Source organism: Antrihabitans stalagmiti (genome assembly GCF_016482825.1).
GTDB lineage: Bacteria > Actinomycetota > Actinomycetes > Mycobacteriales > Mycobacteriaceae > Antrihabitans > Antrihabitans stalagmiti.
Genome location: NZ_JAEMNV010000008.1, coordinates 232,901 through 253,032, shown reverse-complemented (window position 1 = coordinate 253,032; position 20,132 = coordinate 232,901). Strand labels below are relative to the sequence as shown.

General features: G+C 65.3%; 17 protein-coding genes and 1 riboswitch. Of the genes, 13 read left to right on the top strand and 4 right to left on the bottom strand.

The genetic code is table 11. The annotated features are described in order from the left end of the window. Positions 1 to 4 precede the first annotated feature (4 nt). Together JGU71_RS23035 and JGU71_RS23030 are read right to left on the bottom strand one after the other, a co-directional pair. Complete coding sequence (locus JGU71_RS23035) at positions 5 to 280, bottom strand: Lrp/AsnC family transcriptional regulator (protein ID WP_199706833.1); 276 nt, start codon at positions 278 to 280, stop codon at positions 5 to 7. Positions 281 to 345: 65 nt separating this feature from the next. Further along, entirely contained in the window at positions 346 to 2,118 is a 1,773-nt protein-coding gene (locus JGU71_RS23030; RefSeq protein WP_199706951.1) for a DEDD exonuclease domain-containing protein, read from the bottom strand. Positions 2,119 to 2,729: 611 nt separating this feature from the next. Continuing rightward, a riboswitch (cyclic di-AMP (ydaO/yuaA leader) is annotated at positions 2,730 to 2,903 on the top strand. A gap of 14 nt (positions 2,904 to 2,917) precedes the next feature. Between JGU71_RS23030 and JGU71_RS23025 the strand changes: the two genes are divergently transcribed. From JGU71_RS23025 to JGU71_RS22970, 12 genes are all read left to right on the top strand, one after another. Then, positions 2,918 to 3,475, top strand: coding sequence for a C40 family peptidase (locus JGU71_RS23025; RefSeq protein ID WP_199706832.1), 558 nt, complete (start codon positions 2,918 to 2,920; stop codon positions 3,473 to 3,475). Between the two features lie 360 nt (positions 3,476 to 3,835). Then, on the top strand, positions 3,836 to 4,897 hold the full coding sequence (locus JGU71_RS23020) for a C40 family peptidase (RefSeq protein WP_199706831.1): 1,062 nt from the start codon (positions 3,836 to 3,838) through the stop codon (positions 4,895 to 4,897). An 87-nt stretch (positions 4,898 to 4,984) separates the two neighbouring features. Then, positions 4,985 to 6,253, top strand: a complete 1,269-nt coding sequence (locus JGU71_RS23015; protein WP_307829803.1) for a hypothetical protein — start codon at positions 4,985 to 4,987, stop codon at positions 6,251 to 6,253. Between the two features lie 78 nt (positions 6,254 to 6,331). Beyond that, positions 6,332 to 7,480 carry a glycosyltransferase family 4 protein gene (locus JGU71_RS23010; protein ID WP_199706830.1) on the top strand — a complete coding sequence of 383 codons (1,149 nt, stop codon included), beginning with the start codon at positions 6,332 to 6,334 and terminating at the stop codon, positions 7,478 to 7,480. A gap of 9 nt (positions 7,481 to 7,489) precedes the next feature. Further along, complete coding sequence (locus tag JGU71_RS23005) at positions 7,490 to 7,864, top strand: SRPBCC family protein (RefSeq protein ID WP_199706829.1); 375 nt, start codon at positions 7,490 to 7,492, stop codon at positions 7,862 to 7,864. Positions 7,865 to 7,978: 114 nt separating this feature from the next. Continuing rightward, the gene (locus JGU71_RS23000; protein ID WP_199706828.1) at positions 7,979 to 8,416 is read left to right on the top strand and encodes an SRPBCC family protein; all 438 of its coding nucleotides are present in this window, start codon (positions 7,979 to 7,981) and stop codon (positions 8,414 to 8,416) included. Beyond that, positions 8,413 to 9,696: an ArsA family ATPase gene (locus JGU71_RS22995; RefSeq protein ID WP_233529999.1), complete on the top strand. Its 1,284-nt coding sequence runs from the start codon at positions 8,413 to 8,415 to the stop codon at positions 9,694 to 9,696. The genes JGU71_RS23000 and JGU71_RS22995 overlap by 4 nt, the downstream gene beginning before the upstream one ends. After that, positions 9,693 to 10,202 carry a hypothetical protein gene (locus tag JGU71_RS22990; RefSeq protein WP_199706827.1) on the top strand — a complete coding sequence of 170 codons (510 nt, stop codon included), beginning with the start codon at positions 9,693 to 9,695 and terminating at the stop codon, positions 10,200 to 10,202. Before JGU71_RS22995 ends, JGU71_RS22990 begins: the two co-directional genes overlap by 4 nt. After that, positions 10,184 to 11,176 (top strand): ROK family protein, encoded by a 993-nt coding sequence (locus JGU71_RS22985; RefSeq protein ID WP_199706826.1) that lies wholly within the window; start codon positions 10,184 to 10,186, stop codon positions 11,174 to 11,176. Before JGU71_RS22990 ends, JGU71_RS22985 begins: the two co-directional genes overlap by 19 nt. Positions 11,177 to 11,285: 109 nt before the next feature. Continuing rightward, on the top strand, positions 11,286 to 12,017 hold the full coding sequence (locus JGU71_RS22980; RefSeq protein ID WP_199706825.1) for a lysophospholipid acyltransferase family protein: 732 nt from the start codon (positions 11,286 to 11,288) through the stop codon (positions 12,015 to 12,017). A 45-nt stretch (positions 12,018 to 12,062) separates the two neighbouring features. Then, positions 12,063 to 12,554, top strand: a complete 492-nt coding sequence (locus JGU71_RS22975; RefSeq protein WP_199706824.1) for a polyadenylate-specific 3'-exoribonuclease AS — start codon at positions 12,063 to 12,065, stop codon at positions 12,552 to 12,554. 93 nt (positions 12,555 to 12,647) lie between these two features. Further along, on the top strand, positions 12,648 to 14,039 hold the full coding sequence (locus tag JGU71_RS22970; protein ID WP_199706823.1) for a class II 3-deoxy-7-phosphoheptulonate synthase: 1,392 nt from the start codon (positions 12,648 to 12,650) through the stop codon (positions 14,037 to 14,039). 70 nt (positions 14,040 to 14,109) lie between these two features. Here the strand turns inward: JGU71_RS22970 and JGU71_RS22965 are convergent, their stop codons facing one another. Next, positions 14,110 to 16,239 (bottom strand): Stk1 family PASTA domain-containing Ser/Thr kinase, encoded by a 2,130-nt coding sequence (locus tag JGU71_RS22965; RefSeq protein ID WP_199706822.1) that lies wholly within the window; start codon positions 16,237 to 16,239, stop codon positions 14,110 to 14,112. A 157-nt stretch (positions 16,240 to 16,396) separates the two neighbouring features. Then, a complete protein-coding gene (locus JGU71_RS22960) occupies positions 16,397 to 17,053 on the bottom strand; it encodes a TetR/AcrR family transcriptional regulator (RefSeq protein WP_199706821.1) in 657 nt (218 codons plus the stop codon). 93 nt (positions 17,054 to 17,146) lie between these two features. Between JGU71_RS22960 and JGU71_RS22955 the strand changes: the two genes are divergently transcribed. Further along, entirely contained in the window at positions 17,147 to 20,101 is a 2,955-nt protein-coding gene (locus JGU71_RS22955; RefSeq protein ID WP_199706820.1) for a type II toxin-antitoxin system Rv0910 family toxin, read from the top strand. Positions 20,102 to 20,132 lie beyond the last annotated feature (31 nt).

Genomic DNA, 20,132 nt, shown 5'->3' with positions numbered 1-20,132 from the left:
GCGTTCAGTCGCCGAGGGAGAAGCCGGCGTCGACGTCGGCGCTCGCGTAGGACTTGAACGCGATGTGCGTTGCCGTCTTCGTGATGCCGGGAATCTTGTTGATGGAACCGGTGACGACCTCGGCGATCTGTGCGTGGTCGCGAACCTTCACGATCGCGATCAGGTCGACGTCACCGGCACAGGAGTAGACCTCGGCGACGCCGTCGGTGTCGGCAACGGCCTGCGCGGTTTCGGGAATTCGGGCGGCGTCGGCGTCGATCAGGACGATCGCAGTGATCATGTGGTTCCCCGGTTCGGTCGGTGCGACAAACTACTCGGTTCGCCCAACTCTAGTTGCGTCTGATGTCACGCCAAGCGCAGGTAGGTCGCGCCCGCCGACTCAGCTCTGACGGCGTCACGTGCCAACTCGGACCAACCGATCCAGCTACCTGCGCCGAGCGCTGGTTCGCAATAGCCCTCGGTGGTCCGAACGATACGAACGCCTGGACCGTCGAGCCAGCGGGCGATCAGGCCGACCTCTTCGGCCATCGAGCCACGCAGTGGGGACGGATCGGGGAGGACGGTTTCGGCGGTCGCGATTATTGCTTCGACAACCGGCATTGGTGCCACGCCCCGCGCGGCATTTCCGGCGGCCGCGAGCCTGCCGGACCTGATCACCGCGAATTCCCACCCGCCGTCGACGGCAGGCCGGGCAGCGATCAACTCGGTGATCGCCGCGAGGGCGGTCAATCGCTGCAGACGGCGGACCGCGCCGACCACTGCGGCGGCGCGATCACGCAGGCGAGCGGCGCCTTCGTAGTGCTCGGCATCGGAGAGTTCTTCGATACGCCGCCGCATTCTTCGCAACGGCTCGTCGTCTGCGCCGCGGAACAGCGCAACCGCAAGAGCTGGGGCGATGCTGTACTCCTGCGCACTGGCCAGTGTTGCGTTCGACGATGCCGGGCAACCTCCGACGACGGCGGGTGGGCAGTTCTCACCGTGCAGCCGACTGGCCGGTATACGTGCCGTGCAGGATCGGATTCCGCAGAAGTCCCCGATGGTTGCTGCGACGTCGGCGGCATCGGTACGTGAGGAGAACGGACCGAGTGCGTCGGCAGTGGGCTTGCGAGTGAGGGTGAAACGAGGAAAGGCCTCGTCGGTGAGGGCGACCCACCAGGCCCGTTTGGGAAACTTCGACCGGCGGTTGTAGGGCGGCGTGTGTGCGACGAGCAGCCTGAGCTCGCGAACGCTGGCTTCGAGTGCGTGGGCGCATTCGACATGGTCGACTCGTTGCGCAAGCGCAACCATCTCTTTCATCCGGCCGCGCGTCTCGGATCCGGTGAAGTAGTTGCGCACGCGGCGCTGCAGGTTGACCGCCGTGCCGATATAGAGGGCCTCGTCGGAAGGACCTCGGAAAAGGTACACGCCAGGTTTCCGTGGCAACCCGGTGGCGAGGGACCGTTTGGCGCGTTGGCCTGCCGATATGGCAGGGAGATAGTCGACGAGCTCGGTGTAGCTGTGCACGCCCTGATTGCCGATGCGCTCGAGCAGAGCGTGCAGAACATCGACGGTCGCTCGGGCGTCGTCGAGGGCTCGGTGGGTCGGTTGGGTCGATGCTGCGAACAGCGAAGCCAGGGCTGACAGCTTCACCGACGGTGCTTCGTCCCTGGTGAGAACACGTCGTGCGAGCTTGACCGTGCAGAGGACCTTGAACGCGGGCCACGCGGTGTCGCACCGGGTCGCGGCAGCGCGAAGGAACCCGATGTCGAACTGCGCGTTGTGAGCGACGAGTACGGCGCCTGCCGCGAATTCGAGGAAGGCGGGTAGTACTCGCTCGATCGGGGGAGCGCCGATGACCATTGCCGAGGTGATCCCGGTGATCTCGACGATCATCTGCGGTATCGAGCGGCCTGGATCGACGAGTGTTGCCAGTTCGCCGATCACTTCACCACCGCGAATCTTGACGGCTCCGATTTCGGTGATGGCGTCGTTGGCGGCGCTGCCACCTGTGGTTTCGAGGTCGACGACGACGAAGGTCGTGTCGTGCAGTGGGGTGTCCAGCTCGTCGAAGGTGAGTTGCCGCCCGACCGGTTGGTAGCCGTGCCGGTCGAAGGGCCGTGGCGATCCGGGAGCTGGGATCGGCCCGCCTGGTGCGGGGGAGTCCCAAGGGATCGGCAAGCTCACGGGCGTCAGAGTAGGACCGCCCACCGACAGGGCTCGCCAGACTCACCGCAGCGGTGTTCACGTAGCTATTCGGTGGTGTTCGTTTGCGGACTAGAGGCGATATCCACACGCGTCGAAACAGCGTTTTCACCCCCGAATTCCCTGACTTTTCGCAGTTGGAGATGGGGATCACAGTGATTGCCGAATCGAATGAATATACGGCGGAATCGGATAGCGAGATGCTCGTAATTCTCAGCGTTTTCCCAGGTGTTTCGAGATCGTCGGCTGTGGGTAAGGGAAACCCCGTCGAGGCAGGCCCGGAATTGCCGCTGACCAGTAACGACGAGGTAACGACCCGGCCGCGACCGCGCGATTCGCCGGCGCACAATGCCCTGGTCAGAGGCTTGTCGCAGGCCGGGTTGGGACGTCACCATGCATAGTCCGAATGAATGTGACGCCGGTCGCACCAAGGAATGGACCATTCGGTCGGAACAGCGTTATTCAGCGGAGGCAATTCGACACGACGTATATCGCTTCGTAATCTTTTCGAGACCAAGCGGAGTCTTGCTGCAACCAAACGCAGCATCGCCTGGTCACCACCAAATCGGCAGCTTGTACAAGAAGCCGAGCCGGGAACCCAAGTTTCAACTGGGGTGAATCCCAGCCGATCGCAACGAAGCACGTTGTCGCGGTCGGAGGGTAGGGCGAACTTCCTAGCCCGAACCCGTCAGCTAACCCGGCCGGTGGATGAGTGGAAGAAACGGAGCACTTTTTCATGGCGTCATCCAATTCTCATCGACCCGCGCGTCGGGCAGCCGTCGCCGGGGCAATGGCACTCGGCGCAATGATTCTTCCGGCCGCACCGGCAATGGCCGAGCCGTTCGACATCCCGGGCGTCGGAACCTTCGACGTCCCTGCGGTTCCGAACCTTCCGATCCCGCAGTTCCCAGGTACCCCCGGCGCGCCTTTCGCACCGCCCGCACCGGTCTTCAGTGCCGGCCAGCGTGCAGTCGAGGCAGCGCAGTCCAAGCTCGGCGCACCGTACGTCTACGGCGCAGCCGGCCCGAACGCATTCGACTGCTCCGGTCTCGTCCAGTGGGCATTCGCGCAGGCCGGTATCGGCCTCCCGCGTACCAGTGGCGCACAGGCTGGCGTCGGCGTCCCCGTTTCGCTGTCGGACCTGCAGGTCGGCGATGTCATCATCTACAACGGTGGCGGTCACGCAGCGATCTACGCAGGCGACGGAAACATCATCCATGCCTCCACGTCGGGCACGCCGGTCCACTACGCGCCCCTGAACTCGATGGCGGTCTACGCGGCACGCCGCGTCTGATCGACCCCTGATCCGACGCCGACGAGGCATTCGGACATTCGCGACAAGAAGAGCGGGCTGGGAATCCAGCCCGCTCTTCGCCGTGTACGGTCCAAGAGTCGGTCGGGAGTTACGGATCCTTCGGCCGACCTCAGGCTCGACACCTGGCTCGGACCGCAACGACGCGGCCGCGGCGCATTACCACCTCGAGATGGCGAGACCAGAACTCGGCTGGACAGCACCGTATGCCATTCCGTAACCTAACCGAGACTTTCGTGCAACCGGCGAGGTCAAAGGCTGATTCCAAGGCTGTCCGTCGCAGCCGAGCAAGCGCCGGACCACCTCGGTCCGGCGAAAGACGGATGAACGGAGAACTGTTCCGTGGCGTCACACCGCGTGAAGCGCTCGATAGGCAGCGCAGTCGCAGTAGGTCTGCTCAGCGTCGCATTGGCTGCGGCACCGACAGGACCGGCTGTCGCCGATCCCGTCGCGCTGCCGCCCGGTAACGCGAGCGATGCCATGCAGCAGCTCACCACCCTTGCTCGCGAATCCGAACAGATCAACGAGTCGCTGCACAACGCGCAGATAGACCTCGACAAGAAGGTCGAGGCGCAAAAGGCCGCCGATGCCAAGCTGGCGGCAGATCAGGACCTCGTCAAGGTCGAGCAGGCGAAGATCGCCGAGTACCAGCCCGTCATCGACCGCATCGCTGTCGCGACCTATCAGGGCGCGCGTCCCAATCGCCTGTTCGCCGTGCTGACCAGCGATTCGCCTCAGCAAATGCTCGACCAGATGTCCGCGCTCGACGTCCTCGGGACCGAAGCTGCATCCGATGTCGCCGAATTCCAGAAGGCGATCACAGCAGCGGCCGCCGCCGAGCAGGCTTCGAAGCTCTCGGTCGAGGCGGCAAAGGCCGCATCTGAGCAGGCCAAGGCCGTCAGCGCCGATCTGCAGAAGAAGCAGAGCGAACTCCAGGTCGCGATCGCGGGGGTCACCCAGGCGTGGGGTGCGTTGTCCGGCGCTGAGCAGGCAATGCTCGTCGGGAGCGCGTTTCCGCCTGGCTTCGATCCAAGTGTGCTGCTCCAAGGCCTGATTCCCGGATCGGGAACGGGCGCACTGCAGGCTGCGATCACACGGATCGGTAGCCCCTACGTGTGGGGAGCCGCTGGACCGAACTCGTTCGACTGCTCCGGACTCGTCGTGTGGGCCTACAAGCAGGTTGGTAAAACGCTGCCGCGGTCCAGCCAGGCCCAGATGTCGGCGGGAACGCCTGTCGACAAGAACGACCTGCAGCCAGGCGATGTCGTCGGGTTCTACTCGGACGCCTCGCACGTCGGCATCTATGCGGGCAACGGCAACGTGCTGCACGCTTCGACCTTCGGTGTTCCGGTCGCGATCTCGCCCATGGGTTCCTACCCCTACTACGGCGCCCGCCGGTACTGATTCGCAGGACAGCGGATTTCACCCCTCGACGCCGACCTAGGTCGGCGGACACCACGCTGGGAGCTTTTCGCGCTCCTCGGTCTCGCGGTGGCACTGGTGATCGTCGGCGCAGTGTTCGCCTTCGAGTCGCGAGAAAACACCGCCGAGCAGTCCGCCGTCGCGGAGGCACCACCCGATCCGTACGCGACCGCTCGACAAGCCGATGTGCAGGCGCTGCTCGACAGTTGGGCCCGCGCGCTACGCAGCGGTGACACGGCAGCACTGGCCGCCCTGTTCGACCGTGACGCCGCCCCGGGGTTTCTCGACCGAGAAGTTCGCAGAGCGCAGAATCTGCGCAACGTTCCGCTCGCTGACTTCGGTTTCGACATCGGCACCGAACCGGAAACGCCGGTTCCTCGCGAGACCGTCGACGCGCTGCAGGCCTCGGATGTCTGGATGCCTCCGGTCTACCTTCGCTACGCCGTCACCGGACCCGACGCAGCGCCGACGCGAAAGCCTGTTGCCCTCACCCTCGCACGGCGCGGCGAGACCTGGTTGCTGTTATCGGACGCACCTGTTGGAGATCGCGTAACCTGGCGTGGCCCTTGGGATTTCGGACCTCTGCTGGCGAAGTCCGTCCCCTCCGGAAACGGTCGCACGTCGGTGGTGCTCGGTCACCTCGACGACGCCGACAACGTGAATGCACTTGCCGCCGAAGTGAGCACGGCCGTTCCTGCCGTCACCGAACTCTGGGGGACCGACTGGGCCAGGTCCGCACTCGTGATCGCGACGTCGAGCCGCGACGAGTTCGTCGAGCTCGTCGGCAGCAGCTACAGCGGGAGTGAGATCGCGGCGGTCAGCGTGTCCGACGTCGTTCGGACGCCGCCCGTGACAGGGCAGCGTGTCGTCTTCAGTCCCACTGCGGCGCAACGTCTCGACGACGTGACCCGCAGGGCGGTGCTGCGCCACGAACTCACGCATATCGCGACGAGAGCTGTGACAGTCGACGGTTCACCGATGTGGCTGCTCGAAGGTTTCGCCGACTATTCCGGCTATCGGGGGACCGGTCTGTCGCTCGGCCGGATCGCACCGACACTCGTCGCGGAGGTGGACGCGTTCGGCCTCCCCGTCGCGCTTCCTTCGGATGCGGACTTCGCGGCGAGCGCTACCGCTCGGCTTGCCTACGAGCAGGGGTGGGCCGTATGTGCCTACATCGCAGCGGAATTCGGTGAGCCCGCGCTCGTTGCGCTGTACAGAGCGCTCGCACGTGGACCGATCGACGAGCCCGGTGTCGATCGGGTCCTGCAAGAGGTACTCGGCATCGGAACGGCAGACCTCGTACGCGGCTGGGCGGAGTGGCTGCGACCGCAGACCTGACAGCCGGTGCCGCTCGAGATCTCGCAGATCTCACAGCACCGCCGCCCGCCGATCGCGCGTCACCGTAAGGTCTCCCGCATGGCTCGTACCCTGCTGGTCACCAACGACTTCCCGCCCCGCCCCGGCGGCATCCAGTCGTACCTGCATGCTCTTGCAACGCGGCTTCCCGCCGACGACCTCGTCGTCTATGCCCCGCGCTGGCGTGGTGATTCGCACACCCGATTCGACGCCGACCAGCCTTTCGAGGTCGTCCGGCACCCGACGACCCTGATGGTGCCGACGCCGTTGGTTGCCCGGCGCGCGGCGAAGCTGATCGCGTCGAGGGGCTGCGACAGCGTGTGGTTCGGTGCGGCGGCGCCTCTCGCGGTGTTGTCTCCCGTACTGCGGCGGGCAGGCGCACAGCGAATCGTTGCGAGCACCCATGGGCACGAGGTCGGCTGGTCGATGTTGCCCGCCGCGCGCCAGACGTTGCGTGTCATCGGCGACCACACCGACGTCGTCACCTACGTCAGCGATTACACCCGCGGCAGATTCGCATCGGCCTTCGGTGCGCGGGCAGCACTGGAACACCTCCCACCCGGGGTGCAGAGCGACAAATTCCGGCCGGACCCCGCAGCGCGGGCCGAACTGCGGAAAAGATATGCGCTCGGAGACAAGCCGACGATTCTGTGTCTGTCGCGTCTTGTGCCACGCAAAGGCCAGGACATCCTGATCAAGGCACTGCCGTCGATTCGCGAAAAGATCGACGGCGCAACACTTGTCGTCGTCGGCGGTGGACCCTACGAGGACACGTTGCGCAAGCTGGCGCGCGAGAGCGGCGTCGCCGATCACATCGTGTTCACCGGAGGTGTCCCGTCCGCCGAACTGGCGGCACACCACACGATCGCCGACGTCTTCGCGATGCCCTGCCGGACCCGAGGTGCGGGCTTGGACGTCGAGGGCCTCGGGATCGTGTTCCTCGAAGCCTCGGCAACCGGTGTTCCCGTCATCGCAGGCCGGTCGGGCGGCGCGCCCGAAACGGTCCGCGAGGGCGAAACGGGTCACGTCGTCGACGGACGATCGGTTGCGCAGGTCAGCGCGGCCGTCATCGGCGTGCTTTCCGATCGTGACCGCGCGGCGGCGATGGGAGCGGCAGGGCGCGAGTGGGTCGCCGCCGATTGGCGCTGGGACGTGATCGCGGCCAAGCTGGCCGGGTTGCTTGCCGGAGCGTCCGATCGGGTCGATTAGGCTCCTCGCGTGAGTAGCATCCAGGTCGCCGATCAGACGTTCGTCGCGGCACCCGCAGAGCGGGTTGCGGACGCGATCTCGTCGCCGTCCAAATGGCGGCAATGGTGGCCGGACCTCACCGTCGAAGTTCGCGAGAATCGCGGCCCGCAGGGCTTTCGCTGGACGGTCAAGGGCGCCATCGTCGGAACGATGGAAGTGTGGCTCGAACCCGCACTCGACGGGGTGATCCTGCACTACTTCCTGCATGCCGAGCCGGTCGGTGCACTCGATCCGAGTGATCTCGGTCCTTCCAATCGTGCCCGCCGAGTCGCGGGTAAGCGAATGTCTTTCGAGGTCAAAGCGCTTCTGGAGGCGGGTAGAGCCGCGGGGGAGCCGCCGGCCTGACGCTGGTGGGATTGTCCGTAACCGGCGCTTCGTGTGTGATAGTCAGGCGTCTTCTCCGGCCAGCGCAGTCCGGTCTCGATGACGTTTGCAAGGCGAAAGGAATCGGTAGCCCCGATGGCCGACAAGACGTACAGGTCGATCCTCATTGCGGCCCCCGCAGACAAGGTGATGGACGTCATCGCCGATTTCGATCGATACCCGGCGTGGGTAGCGGCCGCGAAGACGGTCGAGGTGCTCGAGCAGGGTCCCGACAAGCGCGCACACAAGGTTCGGTTCGTACTCGATGCCGGCATCGTCACCGACAGCTACGACCTGGTCTACGACTGGTCTGCCGACGGTAGATCGGTCAGCTGGGAACTCGTGCGTGGTGAGCTGCAGAAGGCGCAGTACGGGACTTATTCGCTCGAACCGCGACCCGACGGCACCACCGAGGTGACCTACGAACTCACCGTCGATCTGAACATCCCGATGATCGGCATGTTCAAGCGGAAGGCCGAAAAGGTCATCACCGACACTGCGCTGAAGGAACTCAAGAAGCGAGTCGAAGGCTGAGCACCGGTAGGCGCGCCGCGCAGCAGGCGAAAATCGAGTTCTTCGTCGGCAAGGGCGGTGTCGGTAAGACCACGCTGGCGTGTGCGACGGCTATCTCGCGTGCCCGTTCCGGCGAGCGTGTCCTGCTCGCGTCGATCGATCAAGCGCAGTCGCTCGGCGACGCACTGGGCAGATCTATCTCCCACGATCCGGGCACGACGGCGGCGATTCACTCCGTGATGGACGGGCTGGAGGCTATCGAGATCGATACCCTCGCGCTGCTCGAGGAGCGCTACCGCGAGACGTCGAAGATGTTGAGCGTCGGATCCGGTCACGATCACGGTGCCGAACTGACCGCGCTGGACGCCGGCGAGCTGACCGGTTTGCCTGGCGCGCAAGAGATTCTGGGTCTCATCGAGATCGTCGAGTTCGCCTCGGACGATCAATGGGACACCGTCGTCGTCGACTGCGGACCCACTGCCGACGCCTTGCGCACGCTCGCGGCACCGGACGCGTTTCTCGGCTATCTGGAACGAATCTGGCCGAAGCACAAGCGAATTGCGGCCGCGATCGGCACCGACTTGCGGATGGCCGTTGTCGTGGCGACCATCGAGAAGATCGCTGTCGCACTCGGTGGTGTGCGTGACGTGATCGCCGATCAGAATCGGACCAGCGTCCGGCTGATCACCGTCGCGGAGCGGTTGGCCCTCGCCGAAGCAGCGCGCACCCGATCGGCATTGGCGTTGCTCGGGCTGCGCCTCGATGCGGTCGTCGTGAACAAGGTGTTGCCCTCGCTCGACGAGCCTGGCGCCACCGACGAGATCGGTTCCGACGACGTTGCGCCGGCCGTGCGGTGGTACCGGAACCGGCGCGGGGAGCAGCTCGACGTCGTCGCAGCGTTCGAAGAATCGATGACCGATGTGCGGATCCTTACGGCACAGCACACCGGACCGGAGCCGGTAGGATTGTCCTCTCTCGGTGCGCTCGCCTACGCGGTGAACGCTGAACTGGCCGACGCGCCGCCCGCACGAGGCGGGGACGCGCAGACTGTGACGGTCTGGTTGGAATCGGGTTCGGGAGTCGACTCGGTGTACGCGATGCGCATGCACCTTCCTGTCGTCGAACCGAAGAGCCTGCAACTAGCGCGAGCGGAGGACGATTTGATAGTGGGAGCTGACGGAATCCGGCGTCGAATGCGTCTTGCGTCGGTATTGCGCCGGTGTGCTGTCGAGTCGGCGGAACTCGATGGCACGAGTCTTGTCGTGCGGTTTCGCCCTGATCAGAAGGTATGGCCGAAATGAGTTCGGAAAAGTCCTCGAAGGCGAAAGCCGACCACTCCAACCGTGACCACTCGAAGGACGACCACGCGAACTTCGGCGACGAACTGCGCCTGCTCGCCGAGGCCTTGCTCGAGAAAGTCGAGCCTGCGCTTCGTCGTGCAGCGGTCGGGGCGAACCAGCAAGAGTGGTCGAGCTGCGACTGGTGTCCCGTGTGCGCGGTGAGTGCGCTGGTGCGCGGGGAGCACCACGACCTGCTCGGCACACTCGCTGATCACGGCACGGCTGTGGTGATAGTCCTGCGCGAGGCCTTGGCCGGTATCCCGGTCGAGCCGAAGCTGCCGCCGGAATTCGCGGACGCCGCCAACGGTGCTGCAGCGGACTCGGACGGTAAACAGCGGGCCCCCGCAGCCGCTTCGACGGCCGATCCGAACAAGCTCGTGAACATTCCGGTGACCATAAAACCCGCGAATGCAACGGCAGACCGTTCGAGTGGGCACAATTCGTCCTCATGGGCACCGGTGGTGTGAGTCGCAAACGCGGCAAGGCGCTGACCGTCGGAATCGACGTCGGCGGTACGAGTATTCGGGCGTCGGTCGTCGACGCAGAGGGACAGGTACTGGACACGACCCAGGCACCGACTCCGCAGTCGCGTAAAGCGCTGGAGAACGGGCTCGACCGGGCGGTCCGCGAACTCGCGAGCAGGCACAAGATCGCCGCCGTCGGTTTGGCGGTCGCGGGCTTCATTACCAGTGATCGCACAACGGTCCGGTTCGCGCCGCATCTACCGTGGGTCGACGCACCGGTCGGCAAGCAACTCGGTGAGCGGCTCGGCTTGCCGGTCATCCTGGAGCACGACGCGAACGCCGCGGTGTGGGCGGAGCACAAGTTCGGGTCGGCAGCGGGTGGGCGCAATGTCGTCATGGTCGCGATCGGCACTGGCATCGGCGCGGCACTGCTGATCGACGGCGAGCTGTATCGCGGCAGTCACGGTGTCGCACCCGAACTCGGCCACGTACAGGTCGTCCCCGACGGGCGTGCCTGTGCGTGCGGTAAGCGTGGCTGCTGGGAACGGTATTGCAGCGGAACGGCGTTGGCGGACACGGCGATCGAACTGCTCGCCGCCAATCCTGGCGACTCGGCGATTCTGGCCCGTGAGGTCGCTCGCGATCCGGGTTCGCTGACGGGACGTCGCGTCGCCGGTGCCGCGCAGGACGGCGACCGGATTGCGATAGCGGCCGTCGCCGACTTTGCACGCTGGCTCGGAATCGGGTTCGCGTTCGTCAGCGACATCTACGATCCCGATCTCGTCGTGATCGCCGGTGGGGTGAGCAGTTCGGCACCGCTGTTCCTCGACGAGGCGCGCGAGCACTACGCGGCCCTGGTGACGGGGGCGGGGCATCGGCCGCTTGCCAGAATTCGGACGACCCAGCTCGGTGAGGCTGCGGCCATGATCGGCGCTGCGGAACTTGCGCGAGCGGTTGTCGCCGACAGCAACTCGTGAACGCTGCTCGTGACGTGCCACGTCATGGTCACTCGTCTGGTAGCTCGGTAAATGAAACCTCGGTAAAGTACGCGTCGAGCGTCTTGTCACGTCCGTCGGGAAGGGTCCCATGTTGTATTGGCTGCTGAAGTTCGTGTTGGTGGGCCCGATACTGCGACTGGTCAATCGCCCTCGCATCGAGGGACTCGAGCACATTCCGGCGGACGGTCCCGCGATCCTTGCAAGCAACCATCTTTCGATCACCGACTGGCTGTTCCTGCCGCTGATGTCGACTCGTCGGATCACCTTCCTTGCCAAGAGCGAGTACTTCACGACTCCCGGTATCAAAGGCAGGTTGCAGAAAATCTTCTTCACGGCGACCGGCCAGGTGCCGATCGATCGCAGTGGTGGCGACGCCGCCGAATCGGCGATGAACACCGCGCGAATCTACCTCGACAAGGGCAAGCTCGTCGGTCTGTATCCGGAAGGCACCCGCTCGCCCGACGGTCGGCTGTACAAGGGCAAGACGGGGTTGGCGAGACTGGCGCTCGAAACCGGTGTGCCGGTGATTCCGTGCGCGATGATCGGCACCAACCTCGTGACGCCACCGGGGACCACCAAGTTCCGGCCCGCTCGGGTCACCGTCAAGATCGGTCCACCGATCGACTTCTCGAGGTTCGAAGGTATGGGCGGCAACCGCTTCATCGAGCGCGCCGTGATCGACGAAGTGATGTACGAGCTGATGCAGTTGTCCGGCCAGGAGTACGTCGACATCTACGGTGCATCGCTGAAAAAGCAGAAGCAGTCCGCGGACGCGGTTGCGCCGCGTGCCGATCGGTACCCGGACACCCAGGCCGGCTGACCCACACGACGCGTAAGCGCTGGCTGTCGCATAGGGTGGCCGACCGTGCGCTATTTCTACGACAGTGAGTTCATCGAAGACGGCCGAACCATCGAGCTGATCTCGATCGGTGTCGTATGCGAGGACGGACGCGAGTTCTACGCAGTGTCCACCGATTTCGATCCGAAGCGGGCAGGCAAGTGGGTCCGCCAGAACGTTCTTCCGAAGCTGCCGCCCCCTGCACATCCCGCGTGGCGCAGTCGAGATCGCATCCGTGACGACCTGCTGTCGTTTCTTCTGCCACGCGCGGGTATCGAACCCGAACTGTGGGCATGGGTGGCTGCCTACGATCACGTCGCGTTGTGTCAGCTGTGGGGCCCGATGACGGCGTTGCCACGCTCGCTACCGCGCTACACCCGCGAGTTGAAGCAGTACTGGGAGCAGAACGGCAGCCCCACGATTCCACCCGTACCGGCAGACGCGCACGATGCGCTCGCCGATGCGCGGCACAATATGGCGAAATTCGAGGCCATCGAGCGGGCTCGTTCGTTGCGGTGAATGTGCGTTCGTCGCGGTAGCGAACCAGGGGCTGAACCCAAGGTGTGACAACCCAACACCTTCGGCGCCTCGTAATGCGAATATCCTGTACTGGTGAACTGGACTGTCGACGTACCGATCGACCGCTTGCCCGAGTTGCCACCGCTTCCGAGCGACCTGCGCGACAGGTTGGACGCTGCTTTGGCGAAGCCGGCCGCGCAACAGCCGAGCTGGCCGAAAGATCAGGCCGCGGCGATGCGGACCGTGCTCGAAAGCGTGCCCCCGATCTGCGTTCCCTCCGAAGTGCAGGAGCTGCAACGCAAGTTGGCCGAGGTCGCGCGCGGTGAGGCGTTCCTCCTGCAGGGCGGCGACTGCGCCGAGACGTTCGCCGACAACACCGAGCCCCATATCAAGGGCAACATTCGGACACTGCTGCAGATGGCGGTCGTGCTGACCTACGGTGCGAGCGTTCCCGTCGTGAAGGTCGCGCGCATCGCGGGTCAGTATGCGAAGCCGCGGTCGTCCGACATCGACTCGCTGGGTCTCAAGTCCTACCGCGGTGACATGGTCAACTCGTTGGTGGCGGATGCTGCTGTGCGCGATCATGATCCGTCCCGTCTGGTGCGCGCGTACGCAAATGCGAGCGCTGCGATGAACTTGGTCCGCGCGCTGACCGGTGCGGGCATGGCCGATCTGCACAAGGTGCACGACTGGAACAGGGCGTTCGTCGCCGAGTCTCCCGCGGGCGCGCGATACGAGCAGCTCGCCTCGGAAATCGATCGCGGTCTGGCGTTTATGAACGCCTGTCGAGTGACCGACCCCAACTTGCAGTCCGCTCAGATCTTCGCGAGCCACGAGGCACTCGTGCTCGATTACGAGCGTGCGATGCTGCGGCTGTCCGAAGACGAAGACGGCAACCCGACGCTCTACGACCTCTCGGCACATTTCCTCTGGATCGGCGACCGCACCCGGCAGCTCGACGGTGCGCACATCGCGTTCGCGGAACTGTTGTCCAACCCCATCGGCCTCAAGATCGGCCCGAACACGACGCCCGAAATGGCGGTCGAATATGTCGAGCGCCTCGATCCGACGAACAAGCCGGGCCGGTTGACGTTGGTGTCGCGGATGGGCAACACGAAGGTTCGCGATCTGCTGCCGCCGATCATCGAGAAGGTGCAGGCGACAGGCCATCAGATCATCTGGCAGTGCGATCCGATGCACGGCAACACACACGAGGCGTCGACCGGATACAAGACGCGGCACTTCGATCGCATCGTCGACGAGGTGCAGGGCTTCTTCGAGGTCCACAACGGACTCGGTACGCACCCCGGCGGCATCCACATCGAGTTGACCGGCGAGAACGTGACCGAATGCCTCGGTGGCGCGCAGGACATCTCCGATCTGGACCTGTCCGGTCGCTACGAGACCGCATGCGATCCGCGCCTCAACACCCAGCAGTCGCTGGAACTGGCATTCCTCGTCGCGGAGATGCTTCGGGAGAAGTAGGCGGCTCCGCCGCTCGTGCGTCTTTTCGGCGGGCCCGCCCTCCGAAAGGACTCACGACCCGCGTGCGGCCTCAGGGCAACGAAACGACTGTGACGCTGCTGCCGCGCTGTACTCGGGTTCCGCCCGAGGGGAACTGCGTGAGGACGACGGAACGGTCGGTCGGGGCTACCTGGCGAACTTGAATTTCCAGTCCGAGTCCGGTCAGTTCGTCGCGCGCCGAGCTGACCGACTTGCCGGACAGCGACGGCACCTTGACCGCGTCGGAGACGATCAGGGTGACCTCGGTACCGACCGGAACGGTGGTACCCGCTTTCGGCTCGGTGGCGATCACGTCGCCACCGTCGGTGCCGTTGTCGAATTTCGTCTGGGTATCGCGTACCAGGATGCCTTCTGCTTCGAGGCTTCGGCGCGCCTCGTCGGCAGTCTGGCCTCGCACATCGGGCAGTTCCACCGGCGGTGCGCCTTTGCTGCGAACGATCTTCACCCGCGAGTCGACGGCGACGACCGTTCCCGGAGCGGGATCGAGCGCCGCGACCGTGCCGATCGGTGCTGTTTTGCTGAACGCCTCGCCGCCGTCGATCGGTGTCAGTGACGCCTCGCGGATCTTCGTCTGCACGGCCTCGACGGATTCCCCGGTGGCCGACAACGGTGGCACGACCGGCTTTCCGGCCGAAACGACAAGAGCAACAGTCGAATTGCGCGCGATCCGCGAGCCTGCGGCTGGGTCTGTGCCGATGATCGCGTCAGGAGGCACGGTGTCCGAATGTTGATTTCGGATCACCGGATCGAGCCCGGCTTCCGACAATGCCGTCGTTGCGGCATCGCGATCGAGGCCGTCGATGGTTGGAACGGCCGTGTACTTGCCCGATCCCATCCACCAGCCGCCGAACCCGACCGCAAGTGCAAGGAACAGCACGATCAGCAGCCACACGATCATCGTGCGGCGCGATCGCCGCCGATTGTCGACGTGCTCGGGGAAGCGGTACCCGGAACCACCCGCAGGTGCGGGGACCCCACTGGCCGAGCCGCTTTCGGGTGGTCGGAATTCGAGTGGCCGCTGTGTGGCCGCCGTGACCACTTTCGTGTGGTGAACGTGTGGTTGCGCGGTTGTGCCGTGCGATTGATGGAACGCGTGGTCCGTCGTGGCGCCGCGTAGTGGATCGACCATCGCCGTTGTCGGCGCATGCTGGCGGACCGGCGGTGCCGCGGACGGGGGTGGCGCGGGCGGAGCAACCTGAGGGGGAGCCGATCGCGCGTCACCGTGATGCTTCGTCGGCTCGTGCACCGACCGTGGCAAAGCGAACCCTGCGCTCGCATGCTCGGCCGAGCGCCGCGGCGCAGGCACGCGGTAGTCGGGAAGTTGCAGGGTCCTGGCGATGCCCCGCAGGGCGAAGGCCATCGCCGCGGCGTTGTCGTAGCGATGGCCCGGTTCGCGAGCCGTCGCGTCGAGAACGAGGTCGACGAACTCGTCGGGGACGCCTTCGATGAAATCGCTCGGGCTCGGTACGTCGTTCTGGAGTCGTTGATAGGCGATCGACAGCGAGGTGTCGCCGGTGAACGGCGTATCGCCCGTGAGCATCTCGAAGACGAGCACACCCATCGAGTAGACGTCGCTGCGCGCATCGGCAACACCGGTCGCGACCTGCTCGGGGGACAGGTAGGCGGCGGTGCCGAGAATCACGCTGCTCGACGTCGTGCTGGAGGCGGCGATGGCACGGACCAGTCCGAAGTCGGCGAGCTTGACCTCGCCGGTGTCGGAGATGAGTACGTTCTCCGGCTTGATGTCGCGATGGACGAGTCCGGCCGCGTGTGCGACGCCCAATGCGTCGAGGACCGGCTCGGCGACCGCGCGGACGGCATGCGGCGGCATCGGCCCGCGTTCGCGTAGCAGTTCACGCAGGGTGCCGCCTTCGACTAGTTCCATGACGAGGAAGGCGAGCTCGCCGTCGAGGCCCTGGTCGTACACCGCGACGAGGCCGACGTGCTTCAGTCGCGCGACAGCCCGGGCTTCGAACTCGAACCGGCTGAGAAACTTGGGATCGGCGGCGAACTTCGGATCCATCACCTTGATCGCGACCGGACGATCGAGCCGAGTATCGAGCCCACGGAACACTGTGGACATGCCACCGCGGGCGATCTGGGCATCGATGCGGTAGCGGCGATCGAGCATCGTGCCGACCAAGTGACCGTCGATCCTCATGCCCCACCTCCGATCTCGACAAGCCTGCACTGGAGGCTTTCGCTGCACTCCGTCGGCGCAGGCTCAGTACTCGATGGTAGCGAGAATCTACTTCGACTCCGCCATCGTGGCAGGTGAGGTCGAGAGGATGTCGGCCACACTGTCGGTCGGCCCGCGGTCACTGCGCGACGGTCGCCCCGGTGAGGATCGGCGCGATGGCGACTCTCGCGAGAGTTCGAACGGCGTCCGGGTCGGTCAGATCGATCGCGACCGACGGTGCGGCCAGGTAGCCGATGCAGATGTGGATCAAGGCATCGGCCTGGAGGTCGGGAAGTCCGGGCGGAATTTTTCCCGCGGCTTGATTCTTGGCGATATTGCTTCGAACGGCGTAGTGCACCAGGGCAATCGGGGACGGATCGCCTTGGCAGAGGGCGTCTACGAGGTCGGTGCGTCGCTCGGGATCGGTTGTCTTGAACAGGATGTGGTCGTTGAGGCGCATGCAGTCGAGAAAACCTTCGATCACCTGCTCGGTCGGGTCGGTGATCACCTCGAAGCGTTGCGCGAGCCCGGCGAGCAGCAACCCGATCTCTCTCGTCAACGCACGCTCGAACAGTTCGTCCTTTCCGGAGAAGCGGCGGAACAGTGTCGCCCGGCTCACTCCCGATTCGGCCGCCACATCGTCCATCGTCGCTTCGCGGGTGCCGCGTCGTGCCAGGACGGCGATGGTGGCTTCGAAGATTCGCGCGTCGGCCTCTGTTGCCTGGGGGCCGGTCAGGAGTGCCCTCGCAACGGCACGTCCCATCAGGCTGGGGAGCGGCGCGCCGGGTCGTGTCACTCGATGATTTTGACACGTGAGACTAATATCCGTCTAATAGTCGCAGAATCGTTGGTTCGATGACGGGGCGACGACAAAAGATGGGTGAGACGTATGAGTGGGATCGACAGGTCGGTTCGGCAGCTTCGGGCGAGCGTGCGTGCCGTCGGGCAGCTTGCGGCGACGGTTCGAAAAGATCCACGAATCCTCGCCGACCTGGTCGGCGGTGTGTTCGGCACGGGCGAGACGCCCGCAGCCGACCTCGGTGACTACGTGCCGCCCGCAGGTGTCGCCGACTTCGTCCGGCAGACGCACGCTAGCGTCGAAGTCCCAGCTGCGGCCGACTCGGTCGCTGCCTATCTCGCCGACCCCAACCGGTTCGGCGAATGGCTCACGACTCACGTCGGGTGGCGTGGCGACCCGCCGACCGCCCTCGACCCAGGTGCGACGTTCGTCCAGCAGGGCAAGTTCATGGGCATGCCCGCCGACATTCGGTGGACCGTTGCAGGCAACGACGGCTCGGTCGTCGAACTACAGGGAGTCGGGCCGATGGGTCTGACGGTCGGGTTCTGGCTCACGACTCGTTCCGCAGGAGCCACGACGACCGTCTACTTCGACGCCGGACTGTCCGGGCAGCCGATCGAGGGGCCGATGGGTGCGTCGGTCGTTCGTAGCCTCGGCGAGGCGATGGCCGAGTCGCTCGGCAAACTACCTGCTGCGATCGCTGCCGCAGGTCCGATCTCGGCGCCAGGGGCACGTCGCGCACCGGTGTTCCATCACGCATCGGGTCGAACGCTCCCGCCGAACACTCCGGTGATCGTCGGCGTCGGCCAAGTTACCCAGCGTGCTCCCGCATTCTCGAAAGATCCTGCCGCCCTTGCTGTTCAAGCGCTCCGACGAGCAGGAAAGGACAGTGGCGCGGGGGAGTCACTACTACGGTCGGCCGATGCGGTCTACTCCGTCGCGAGCGCGTCGTGGCAGTACCGCGACATGGGTGCGCTGGTTGCCGATGCACTCGACGCGCGCCGCGCCACCTCTGTGCAGTCGAGTCCGTTCGGCGGTGACGGTGCACAGGTGATGATCAACAGTGCGGCGCAGGCAGTGATGGACGGTCAACTCGACGTCGTTCTGCTCGCCGGAGCGGAAGCAGGCGCAACGCTCGCTGCGGCAGCGAAGACCGGCGTCGAGTTGCATTGGCCCGAACAGGGAGTCGACGTCACTCCCGCGCCGACCATCGGAACGGACAGGGCGGCCAACAACGAGTCCGAGGCCCGGGTCGGGCTCGGCGCCCCGATCTACATGTACGCCCTGCTCGAATCTGCGAACAGGCGGGTACTCGGCCGGGCGCCGAAGGAACACACCGAGGCAATCTCCGAATTGTGGTCGCGGTACTCGAGTGTGGCTGCGGCAAACGAAAATGCTTGGCAGCCGGAAGAATTCGATGCTGATGCCATCGCGAACCCTGCCGAGTCGAATCGGTTGATCTCTGCCCCGTACACCAAGCTGCTGTGCGCGAACCTCCAGGTCGACATGGCAAGCGGCATCATCCTGTGCAGCGTCGCGGCCGCGGAGGCAGCCGGTGTGCCGCAGGACAAATGGGTCTTCCTGCACGCGGGAGCATCGGCGTACGACGAGTGGTTCGTCTCCGAACGCGCGGAGCTCGCTGCGTCACCGGCCATCAACGCGATCGGTGCTTCGGCGTTGCGGCACAGCGGAATCGGCATCGACGACGTCAAGCACGTCGACCTCTACGCGTGCTTCCCGTCGGCCGTGCAGATCGCAGCACGCGAACTCGGCCTCGACGCCGACGATCCGACGCGCCCGCTGACGGTGACCGGCGGCCTCACCTTCGGCGGCGGTCCTGGAAACAACTACGGTTCGCATGCCGTTGCAACGCTCGTCGGGCGCCTACGTGACGATCCGTCGTCGTTCGGGTTGTCGACCTCGCTCGGCTGGTACGTCACCAAACACGCGATCGGCATCTACTCCGCGACTCCGCCTGCTGAGGACTATCGGTATCTGCAGCCGATCGTGGACAACCCACCGTCTCGCCCCGCGCGGTCCGATTATCGGGGTCCGGCGGTCGTCGAGGCGTACACGGTCCCGTTCGACAGGGACGGCGGACCCGAAGCCGGCGTCCTCAGCGTGCTCACCCCCGGCGGCGAACGTGTGCTCGTACGCACGACGCAGTCCGAGATCGTTGCCGAACTCGTCGACGGTGATGCACTCGGTCTGCCCGTGACCGTTCTTGCCTCGGACGAACTGACGATCGATTCCAAGGTCGCGACCGATCTGCCTGAGCCACCGCCCGCACCCGTGCTGGTCGAACGTCGCGGTGCCGTCACCGTGATAACGCTGAACAGGCCGCATGTTCGCAATGCCGTCGACCTCGCGACAGCGACGGCGTTGGAACGCGCGATCGATGCGTTCGAGGCCGATTCCGACGCGCGTGTCGCGATCCTCACCGGCACGGGAGGGTCGTTCTGCTCGGGTATGGACCTCAAAGCCGCTGCGCGCGGGGAATATCCACTCACCGAGAAGCGTGGGCCGCTCGGTATCTCGGCCAAGCCGCCGAGCAAACCCCTCATCGCCGCCGTCGAGGGACCTGCTCTCGCCGGCGGTTGCGAACTCGCTCTGTCCGCCGACCTGATCGTGGCTGCGAACAACTCGCAGTTCGGCATCCCCGAGCCGAAACGCGGCCTCGTAGCCGCGGGCGGCGGCGTCATGCGGCTGCGAGAACGACTGCCGCGCAACATCGCGATGGAACTGGCTCTGACCGGCGATCCGATGCAGGCAACCAGGCTCGCCGATCTCGGGTTGGTCAACCGGCTCGCCGAACCAGGCAAGGCACTCGACGTCGCGCTCGAACTCGCCGAACAGATTGCTGTCAACGCGCCGCTGAGCCTCGCCGCGAGCAAGCGGATCGTCGACGAGTCAGCCGACTGGACCCACGACGAGGGCTTCGACAAACAAACCGAGATCGCCGCCACCGCACTGTTTTCCGACGACGCTACCGAAGGGGTGCGCGCATTCGCAGAGAAGCGCAATCCGGTGTGGCGGGGGCGCTGAGGAAGACCTGCCGCGGATCGGACTCCCACGA